Below are 10,763 nucleotides of genomic sequence, written 5' to 3'. Positions count from 1 at the left end.
TATAAGCGTCCCCTAGTCATGTTGTTGGAGGAAATATCCAACGCCACGACGAGTTACTATATATTCTGGATGAGATGGATCATCTTCGATTTTTTCACGTAAGCGTCGAATTGTTACGTCTACTGTACGCACGTCACCAAAATAGTCATAACCCCAAACAGTTTGCAATAAATGTTCACGTGTCATTACTTGACCCATATGTTTAGATAAGTAATGGAATAATTCGAATTCACGGTGTGTTAAGTCAATTTCCCCACCACGTTTTTTGATAGAGTATGCATCTGGATAAATAACAATGTCTTTAATAGAAATTTCATTGGATGCATTATCTACTTCTTGTGCTGGTTGTGAATAATGACGACGTAAGTTTGCTTTCACACGTGCAATTAATTCGCGTGTACTAAACGGTTTTGTTACATAATCATCTGCGCCAAGCTCAAGACCTAATACTTTATCAATTTCTGAGTCTTTTGCTGTAAGCATAATAATCGGCATTTCGAATTTTTTACGTACTTCACGACATACTTCCATGCCGTCACGTCCTGGTAACATAATGTCTAATAACACGATGTCGGGTTCTTCTTCATATATTAAATCAACTGCATCGTCACCGTCGTAAGCACAAAATACTTCGTAACCTTCTTTTTTTAGGTTAAATTCTAAAATATCAGCAATTGGTTTTTCATCATCGACTACAACAACTTTTCTAGCCATATTTATAAACCTCATTTCTAAATTGTAGTACGTTCATTTTTAAAAATTCTACGTCTTTCTCTCTAGTATAATTTACCATTTATAACCTATTAATTCTATTTTTCTAAATAGAAAATTATATTTGTATATTGTAAAATTATAACATTGTTCGTATTAAATGGGTACTTATCGATAAATCATAGATGCATCAAGTGTAAACAATATCAGCGTATCAATCGAACTTCTTGCCTATAACCCATATACAGCCTACATTTAAGCTCCATTTTAAGAAGCATGTAATACGCATACATCATCCATACCAAAATCAAAAAAAGTGATACATATATGAAGTAACGGGTCATGTATTCAGATTACAGCGAATAATGATTCATTCGCTCTAATTTCTACATGTATGCGTCGCTTATTTATATGTATCACTTATTATTTTTAGATTGTTTTCGTTTTTTTAACAAATAGAGACAGTATAAATCCAATTATCGTTAAACCTACTATAAAGAAGAAGGTATATTGGACACCATGTGCTAGTACAACTTCTTGTGCAGCATTTGGGTTAGTTGAACCGAATGACTTCATTGCCGTTGTATAAATTGTAATGGCAATCGCTGTACCAGCAGAACCGCCTACTTGAATTAATGTCGTAATCGTTGCTGAACCATCTGCATAAAGTTGATGTGGCAACTGATTTAAAGCGTTGGTTTGTGCTGGCATCATAACCATGGATATACCAAAGAATAGCACCATGAATGCGAGAATGATTGCCCATACAGGTGTAGACGCTGAAATCATGAACGCAAATGAGATTGCTGAGATAAACATAAGTACGAAGCCTATAATACCAAAGTATCTCGCGCCGAAGCGATCAAATAACGAGCCTATAACTGGTGACAATACTAAGTTCACGGCGTTACCTGGTAATAAGATTAAACCAGCGACAGCAGAACTAAATAATAGCGCACCTTTTAGATAGAGTGGTAATAAAATACCTGTAGATAATATACATAAAATCGTTATGAACACCATTGCCGCACCTAATATAAACATTGGGTACTTAAATACGCTTAGGTTAAGCATCGGTGAATCGATTTTAAACTGACGCACGATGAAGATTGCTAATCCAATGAGACCAATCAATAATGGTAACCAAACGATTACATCTGTAAACGCCGCTTCTGCCATTGAACTTAGTGAGAATACAAGACCTGCAAAACCAATCGTCGATAAGAAAATCGATAAAATATCAATTCTAGGTTTCGTAATTTCACCAACATTTTCAACATGTGAAAATGCCATCAATAATACGACAATATATAAAATTGCGCTAATCCAGAAGATGAAGTGCCAACTTGATGCTGAAATAATAATACCTGATAACGTCGGCCCAAGTGCTGGACCTGCTGTGATAACAAGTCCCATAATACCCATCACTGCACCACGTTTTTCAATTGGGAAGATTAACATCAGTACGGTCATCATAATCGGTAACAAAATACCTGTACCTAATGCTTGTATAATACGTCCTAATAATAACAAACCAAAGTTAGGTGCAAGTGCGCCTACGATGACGCCTAATAAAGATAATAATATGCCTGTAATGACTAGAGACTTTGTATTAAACCATTTGATTAAATACGAAGATGCAGGAACTAAACAAGCCATGACGAGTAAATAACCTGTTGTTAACCATTGTACAGTTGCTGCTGAAACTTGAAAATCAGCCATGATATCTGTTAAAGCCATATTTAATGCTGTTTCACTAAACAGACCCATAAATCCACCAATCATTAATACGAGTGCGTACATTTTTGGATTTTTCACTATTACTTGTGTTGCCATTTGATATACTCCTTTTTATGGTAAACGAAGTATAAGTATAATTAAGAGATAATAAAGTGAGTGTTACCTTGAAGTACATATTCAAGTGTATAGCAATCGTGCTTTGTCGCTCATTTTATTAAATTCATCTCCACGCTTTACTACTTATTCCTATATTTCCATTTCATTTTAGTCTATATAAATTGAACATCGGTTTAGTATCACCCAGGAAATAATTTAAATCATGATGACAACAAACAACGTCCGCTCAATATGAACTTACTTACTGTACCAAATTTTCTGAAAAAATGTCAACCCAGTTGACAAATTTATTTTCGAAAAAATTAAGCATCAAACAATTGCTTCTGTTGTCTGACACCTAAGTATCTATTTATTCAATATCTTCTAAACGCCAATCTTGCTTTAGTACTTGTTTAAGTTGCTCTAACTGTGTACTACCAATCATTGTTTCTATATGCGCAACGAGTTGTAATTTATGTTCTACATACTGTTCAAAACACTGCAGACCTAATGTAGTTAAGTTTACGCATTTTTCTTTTTTATTGTTGGGCACAGCTTCAACTTGAACGACACCTTTGTGCTCTAATTGTTTAATCGCTTTATGAATAGCTTGGCGTGTAAGATGAATTTTTCTAGTAAGTTCGGCAAAAGTTGGTTTCTCATAATTGATTTTATCAATCAGATACCATTCTGAGCTGCTGAAGTGAACATCTTGTATTTGCTCTGAAGTTGTGGATTCCAAGGTTTGTCTAAGCGCACTGTGACGTTCACTAATTAAATCTATGAGATCCAATCCCTCTATACTTTTATCATTTGCCATACTTACACTCCTCACATTAATTTCATATGATGCTATGCCAATAAATGCTCATCGTCACTGGGACATCTCGTTATGTTTATGCTGAATATTGATATTGGTCTACCATATGCTCATTTATCATAAGCAATTTTTTTATCAAATTCAAATTAAGCTCATTTTATAGCTTCTATATGTAATAACACTAGTATAATCAAATGATAATGATAACAAAAAATGCCCATCCTATTGGATGGGCATTATACGGTCTCGACGGGAATCGAACCCGCGATCTCCTGCGTGACAGGCAGGCGTGTTAACCGCTACACTACGAGACCTAAAAAATGGTGACTCCTACGGGACTCGAACCCGTGTTACCGCCGTGAAAGGGCGGTGTCTTAACCGCTTGACCAAGGAGCCTGTCTTAAGCACAAGTTAAATTATACCAAGTCTCTAGAAGGAAGACAAGCTCTTTTTTTAATTTTATTAGTATAATTTTCTATATTAATTGTATAAAGTTAGTATTTAAAGATTTATTTTGAAAAAACTGCTATAAAGCCATTAATGAAAATGCAAAAAACTTCAAATTGATTCAATGCCATGTAAATAATTTATATTTTAAAACAAAACTATTCAACTTAAAATCTTTTTTGTTTTCAAAACTTTTTGCTAAACTTGTGTAATAAAATATATTAGGAGGCTTATCCTTGGCAAACGTATTATTTATCAACTCAGGATCACCCGGACATTTTAATCCAACTATTGCAGTATGTAAAGAACTCGTTGAACGCGGTGAAAACGTCGTTTATTATATATGCGATAAATATAAAGAGAAATTAGCTGGTACAGGTGTAGAAGTACGCACGTTACCTACTGATGCTATACTCGATCGTTTTAGATCTTATGGTCAACATCATTTATATAATGTAATGAACGGTTTATTGAAAACTGCGGATATCATTGTGCCTCAAATTTTAGAAGAAACGAAAGATGAGCATTATGATTATATGATTCACGATTCTATGTTTAGTTGTGGTCATATCATTGCGCAAAAATTAAATATCCCTTCAATATCTTCTATTACATCATTTGCACATAGTAAACAAAGTTTTAATGCATTTACAGAAAAATTAACAACAATGGTTGATGCCAATGAAATTAAACAAGCAGATGAAACATTTAATGAATTGAAACAACATCTTGAATCTACATATAACGTTGAGGTGCCCTCACGCTTTGAAGTGATGAATAATCCTGGAGATTTTAACTTATGTTATGTAATGAAAGGTTTCCAAATGAATTATGACCTGTTTGATGCGCAACGTTATGTCTTTACTGGTCCTTCAGTCATTCAACCGCAACCCTCTGGATTTATGGATGACATTGATCAAACACGACCAATCATTTACATTTCTTTAGGAACTATTTTTAATCAAAATATCGCTTTTTTCAATAAATGTTTTAAAGCATTAGCAGACATCAACGCATCAGTCGTTGTTTCTATCGGTGAAACAAACCATCTCAACGATTTCGATGAAGTACCGGATAATTTTATAATTAAAAATTATGTACCACAAACTGAGTTATTACAGCATACAGCGTTATTCTTAACACATGCGGGCATGAATAGCACGAACGAGGCTATGATGATGAATGTGCCAATGCTAGCCTTCCCACAGAGCGCAGACCAACCTATGGTAGCTAAACAGATTGCAGACTTAAATTTAGGTCATCACATTGATGCTGAGACCATTACGCCTGAACAATTAAACTGTGCTGTATCAGAAATGTTAGAAAATCAAATGTATTATCAAAGACATATCGAAAAAGTAAAAAACGTGCAATCTGTCGATGAAGCGGGTTATGCATATGCAGTAGATCAAATACTCGCTTTTCGCAATAAAGTTTGCCAATTCAATTAAATAACAATTATTTATAAATAAAAATACCTTGTAGACGCACCCTTAATGGTGAACGCTACAAGGTATTTTTTCATCATTAGATTAGCAGCCTAACTTGGTATTACTTTCCTACCATAAAGATTTTAATAAGTTTGTTTGATTACGGTCTGGACCTACTGAGAAGATTGAAATCTTCACATCACATAGCTCAGAAATACGTTCTAAATATCTACGTGCATTTGAAGGTAATTCTTCTAATGAACGACAACCTGTAATATCTTCAGTCCAACCTGGTAGTGTTTCAAAGATTGGTTTACAACGATTTAAGTCTTTCAAGTTTGCTGGGTATTCAGTAATTTCTACGCCGTCTAATTCATAAGCTGTACAAATTTTCACTTCTTTAAGACCAGTCAATACATCAATAGAGTTGATTGATAAGTCTGTGATACCACTTGCACGACGAGAATGACGTAATACGACTGAGTCAAACCAACCGATGCGGCGTGGACGACCAGTTGTTGTACCGTATTCACGGCCAACTTCACGGATATGGTGACCATCTTCATCGAATAGTTCTGTTGGGAAAGGACCATCACCTACACGAGATGTATATGCTTTACATACACCGATAACTTTAGATACGAATGTTGGACCAACACCGCCACCTACAGTAACGTTACCTGCTACTGGGTTACTTGAAGTTACATATGGGTATGTACCGTGATCAAGGTCTAACATAACGCCTTGAGCACCTTCAAATAATACTTTTTCTTCTGCTACAAAGGCATCATCTAATACTTTAGCAGTGTCTACTACGAAAGGTGCGATACGTTGCCCTGCAGCGTAATATGTTTCAAAGATTTCATCAAAAGTTGGGCATGCTTTACCAAACATACCTTTGAAGTAATCATTTTTATATTCAATGTTATTTTTTAATAATTGTGCAAATGTTTCTTTGTCCAATAAATCTGCCACACGGATACCGATACGTTGCGCTTTATCTACATAAGCTGGGCCGATACCTTTTTTCGTTGTGCCAATTTTATTGTCTCCACGGCGTTCTTCTTCATATTCATCTTGTTTTAAGTGATAAGGTAAAATAACTTGTGCACGATTAGAAATACGTAAATTATCTGTTGAAATACCTCGTTCATTTAAAGCATCTAATTCTTTTAATAGTGCAACTGGATCTACGACTACACCATTACCAATCACTGATAATTTTTCTTTATAAAAAATACCAGATGGTACTAAGTGCAATTTATAAGTTTCTCCACCAAATATAATTGTGTGGCCCGCATTATTACCGCCTGAAAAACGTGCAATAACATCTGCTTGTTCTGCTAGAAAATCCGTAATTTTACCTTTACCTTCGTCTCCCCATTGTGTCCCAACGACTACTATTGATGACATATGAGCACCTCCAAGTTTTTCTCAATTAACCAATGAGTATTCTACCAATACCACAACGATATTGCAAACAAAAATCGAACATTGATTTTTCGTCATTTTTCTAATTCTCATCAATATTCAAACGCTCCAATAAATGTGATAAACATAGTAACACCAATGTTTTCATTGTATTTTACATTAAAAAAAGATACATACTTACATTATGATTCAAGAATAAAATACAAACAAAAACCGTACAATAAAACAAAAGTTTGTATTATTGTACGGAAAAATTAATTTTATCTTTTTTCTAACCCATCATATCTGCATGGGCATAATCTATATCTGTAAACTTATTATATTGTTTCATAAAGTGAAGCTTCACAGTTCCTGTAGGACCGTTACGTTGTTTGGCAATAATAATTTCGATATCACCATTATCATCATTCGTTTGTGGTTCATAGTTCGTGTCATCATCGTCTTCTTCATCTTCGCCTTGATTGTAATAATCATCACGATAAAGGAAGGCAACGATATCGGCATCTTGCTCAATCGAACCAGATTCACGTATATCACTCATCATTGGTCGTTTGTCCTGACGTTGTTCAACGCCACGTGATAGCTGACTTAGTGCGATTACGGGACACTCAAGTTCTCTGGCAATTGCTTTTAATGTACGAGAAATCTCAGAAACTTCTTGTTGTCTGTTGTCTGAAAAACGTGAACCACTACCTGAAATTAATTGTAGATAGTCGATCACTATCATGTCTAGGCCGTGCTCTTGTTTCAAGCGGCGACATTTCGAACGAATATCTGTAATACGGATACCTGGTGTATCATCAATAAATATCTTCGTACGCGATAATTTACCTACTGCAATTGTAAAACGATTCCAGTCTTCTTCAGTCATTGCACCTGTTCTTAATCGGTTGGAATCGACGTTGCCCGAACTACAAATCATACGTGTCGCTAATTGGTCAGCACCCATCTCAAGCGAGAAGATACCAACTGAATAATTACGTTCATTTGTAGCTACTTTCTGCGCAATATTAAGCGCGAAGGCAGTCTTACCTACAGAAGGACGAGCAGCTAAAATAATCAAATCATTACGGTTAAACCCTGCTGTCATCTGGTCTAAATCACGATAACCTGAAGGAATACCTGGTGTCTGACCACTGTTTTGATCTAATAATTCTGCCGTCTCGTATACTTCACCAAGTACGTCTCTAATGTCTTTGAATCCATCACTTTCACGTGTGGATGATAATTCTAATATGCGACGTTCCGCGTCGTTTAGTATTACATCTAGTTCCAGTTCATCATTGTAACCATCATTCGCAATACTATCAGCTGTTTGTATTAATTTACGCTTGGTTGCGTGTTTAAACACGATTTCTGTATAGTACTGAATATTACGTGTGGTTGGCACATTACTAGATAGTTCAGCTAGATATTGTGGACCACCCGCTTCATTCAATCGTCCTTCTTGTGACAATTGATCCATGATTGTTACCACGTCAATATCTTTGTTGTCTTCGTTGAGGTTCATCATGGCTCTAAAGATGTGTTGATGTGCACCTCTATAAAAGGACTCAGGAAGTAATACTTCCTGAGTTGTGTTGATCAATTCTGGATCTATGATAATGGCACCTAAGACAGACTGCTCAGCCTCATTACTGTGTGGCATTTGATTTTGTTCATACATTCCATCCATTACGATTACACCTCATATCTCAATCCGTTATTATTGTTCAACTGTGTGTACACGAATAGTACCTTCGACTTCTTTGTCTAATTTAACTGGCACGTTTGTGTAACCCAATGCATGGATACCATTTGGTAAGTCCATTTTACGTTTATCAATCTTGATGTCGTGTTGTTTTTGTAATGCTTGCGTGATTTGCTTTGTACTTACTGAACCAAATAATTTGCCGCCTTCACCTGTTTTAGCAGATACTTCGACTTCAATATTACTTAATTGTTCTTTCAATTGTTTAGCGTCTTCAATTTGTTGTTGACGCTCAGCTTCAACTGCTTTATTTTTTTGTTCTAATTGTTTTAAGTTACCTGGTGTTGCTTCCACCGCATAATTTTTCTTTATTAAGAAGTTATTTGCATAACCTACTGGTACATCTTTAACTTCGCCTTTTTTACCTTTACCTTTTACATCTTGTGTGAATATTACTTTCATGAATTTTCACTCCTACTCATTTGTTCTGTTATAGCTTGTTGTAATTTTTCGATTGCTTCATCGACAGTCACATCTTTCATTTGTGTAGCTGCATTTGTTAAATGACCGCCACCGCCAAGTGCTTCCATCGTTAATTGCACATTAACTGCACCAAGTGAGCGGGCAGACATACCTATGAGATTATCTTCTCGTCTCGCTATTACATATGAAGCCTCTACACCATCTAAACTTAACAGTTCATCGGCAGCTTGTGCAACTGTAACAGGATGATAGATTTTGTCATTAGAGCCATGGGCAATTGCTACCCCATTCTCTTGCAGTTTCACCGTTTGAATCAACTCAGTACGATTGATATACGTATCAAGATCATCTTTCAAGAAATGCTGAGTCAATATCGTATCGGCACCATGTGCACGTAAATAACTTGCGGCATCAAATGTTCTAGACCCTGTACGCAATGTAAAGTTACGTGTATCTACGATGATACCAGCAAACATAACTGTTGATTCTAAACGTGTCAGACGTTGTTCTGTCGGTTGATACTCTAGTAATTCTGTAACAAGTTCAGCTGTCGAACTTGCATAAGGTTCCATATATATAAGCAATGGACTAGAGATAAAGCTTTCACCACGTCTATGATGATCAATCACGACTTTACGGTTTGCTTTATTTAAAATATTTTCATCAATGACCATTTCAGGTTTATGCGTATCTACGATGACTAATGTAGTCTTAGATGTCATAATATCCCATGCTTCATCTGAAGTAATGAAACGATCTTTTAGTTCTGGCTTTTCATTTACTGCATCCATGACACGACGTAACGTTGGATCGATATCTGATTCATTTAATACAATGTAGGCATCTAAATTATTCATCATTGCAAAACGGGATACACCAATTGCTGCACCGATTGCATCTAAATCAGGACGTGTATGTCCCATAATGATTACTTTGTCGCCTTCCATCAAGATATCTTTTAAAGCATGTGAAATCACTCGTGCTCTTACACGTGTGCGTTTCTCCATTGGGTCAGTCTTACCGCCATAGAAGCGTACATTACCATTCATGCTCTTAATCGCTACTTGGTCGCCACCACGACCGAGCGCTAAATCTAAGCCTGACTGAGAAAGTTCACCCAGGTCGACGAGATTTTCAGAACCTTCACCGACACCAACACTTAATGTAAGTTGGGCACGGTAACCAACACTCTTTTCACGGAGCTGACTTAAAATACGTTGATTCAAGTACGCCACAAATTGATCAGAACTATAACGTTTGAAATAAATGTTATATTCTGTTGCCCATCTACTGATTACACGTGTAACCATAGAGTTGATTTCTGATTTTTGTGTATCGTTCATATTTTGAGTGATTTCATCGTAGTTATCTAAGAATAGTGTCATGATAATCGGTTTAGATTCTTCATATAATTCTTGCGTCTGAATTTCTTCTGTAATATCAAAGAAGTATAAAACATGTTCTTTTTCAGAATAGCGAACACGATAATGGTATTCATTTTCTTTAATTTCAATTTCTTGTGTTTTTTCTAATTGCTTTAAGATATTAGGATATACTTCGTTTACTGGGTCGGAAATGACATTACGATCTAATCGTTCCGACATAAAATGGTTCATCCACTCTATGTTTTCATTTTCGTCTAAGATAATCATCCCAATAGGTAAATTCTTAATTGCGATGTTGCTACCTTCAGAAATATGACCACTCAGATCATCTACATAGCTATCTAGTTTTTGTAAAGCTTGTCTTACCAAAAATACTGTCCCTATAATTATAACCACTAAGACAATCGCAGCGATGCCTGCCATAATTTGGTTGAAAACGAACCATATTACAACAAGCGCAATTGCTGTGAGCGCCATTATGATAAATGGCAAGAGCAAGGCTTTTTTAGTGGATTGACGATTCATTTTTC

General features: G+C 35.7%; 8 protein-coding genes and 2 tRNA genes. 1 reads left to right on the top strand and 9 read right to left on the bottom strand.

All coding sequences use genetic code 11. The features are described 5' to 3' along the window. Window positions 1-12: 12 nt before the first annotated feature. The 5 genes from yycF to AAA453_RS01305 form a co-directional block, all read right to left on the bottom strand. Entirely contained in the window at window positions 13-714 is a 702-nt protein-coding gene (yycF, locus tag AAA453_RS01325; RefSeq protein WP_002506236.1) for a response regulator YycF, read from the bottom strand. A 426-nt stretch (window positions 715-1,140) separates the two neighbouring features. Further along, entirely contained in the window at window positions 1,141-2,547 is a 1,407-nt protein-coding gene (locus AAA453_RS01320) for a DHA2 family efflux MFS transporter permease subunit (protein WP_427705693.1), read from the bottom strand. 370 nt (window positions 2,548-2,917) lie between these two features. After that, window positions 2,918-3,367 carry a MarR family winged helix-turn-helix transcriptional regulator gene (locus tag AAA453_RS01315; protein ID WP_427705691.1) on the bottom strand — a complete coding sequence of 150 codons (450 nt, stop codon included), beginning with the start codon at window positions 3,365-3,367 and terminating at the stop codon, window positions 2,918-2,920. Between the two features lie 241 nt (window positions 3,368-3,608). After that, window positions 3,609-3,681 (bottom strand) — tRNA-Asp (locus AAA453_RS01310). Between the two features lie 7 nt (window positions 3,682-3,688). Then, window positions 3,689-3,763, bottom strand: a tRNA-Glu gene (locus tag AAA453_RS01305). Window positions 3,764-4,050: 287 nt separating this feature from the next. Between AAA453_RS01305 and AAA453_RS01300 the strand changes: the two genes are divergently transcribed. After that, window positions 4,051-5,265, top strand: a complete 1,215-nt coding sequence (locus AAA453_RS01300; RefSeq protein ID WP_427705689.1) for a macrolide family glycosyltransferase — start codon at window positions 4,051-4,053, stop codon at window positions 5,263-5,265. 108 nt (window positions 5,266-5,373) lie between these two features. Here AAA453_RS01300 and AAA453_RS01295 read toward each other — a convergent pair whose 3' ends face one another. From AAA453_RS01295 to AAA453_RS01280, 4 genes are all read right to left on the bottom strand, one after another. After that, window positions 5,374-6,657: an adenylosuccinate synthase gene (locus AAA453_RS01295; protein ID WP_069817310.1), complete on the bottom strand. Its 1,284-nt coding sequence runs from the start codon at window positions 6,655-6,657 to the stop codon at window positions 5,374-5,376. Between the two features lie 289 nt (window positions 6,658-6,946). Continuing rightward, the gene (dnaB, locus tag AAA453_RS01290; RefSeq protein WP_069817312.1) at window positions 6,947-8,350 is read right to left on the bottom strand and encodes a replicative DNA helicase; all 1,404 of its coding nucleotides are present in this window, start codon (window positions 8,348-8,350) and stop codon (window positions 6,947-6,949) included. 30 nt (window positions 8,351-8,380) lie between these two features. Further along, window positions 8,381-8,827: a 50S ribosomal protein L9 gene (rplI, locus tag AAA453_RS01285; RefSeq protein WP_057511524.1), complete on the bottom strand. Its 447-nt coding sequence runs from the start codon at window positions 8,825-8,827 to the stop codon at window positions 8,381-8,383. After that, complete coding sequence (locus AAA453_RS01280; RefSeq protein WP_427705687.1) at window positions 8,824-10,758, bottom strand: DHH family phosphoesterase; 1,935 nt, start codon at window positions 10,756-10,758, stop codon at window positions 8,824-8,826. The genes rplI and AAA453_RS01280 overlap by 4 nt, the downstream gene beginning before the upstream one ends. Window positions 10,759-10,763: the final 5 nt, after the last annotated feature.

The organism is Staphylococcus parequorum (genome assembly GCF_039237145.1).
GTDB classification, from domain to species: domain Bacteria; phylum Bacillota; class Bacilli; order Staphylococcales; family Staphylococcaceae; genus Staphylococcus; species Staphylococcus equorum_A.
This window is presented reverse-complemented; position numbering and strand designations above follow the sequence as displayed.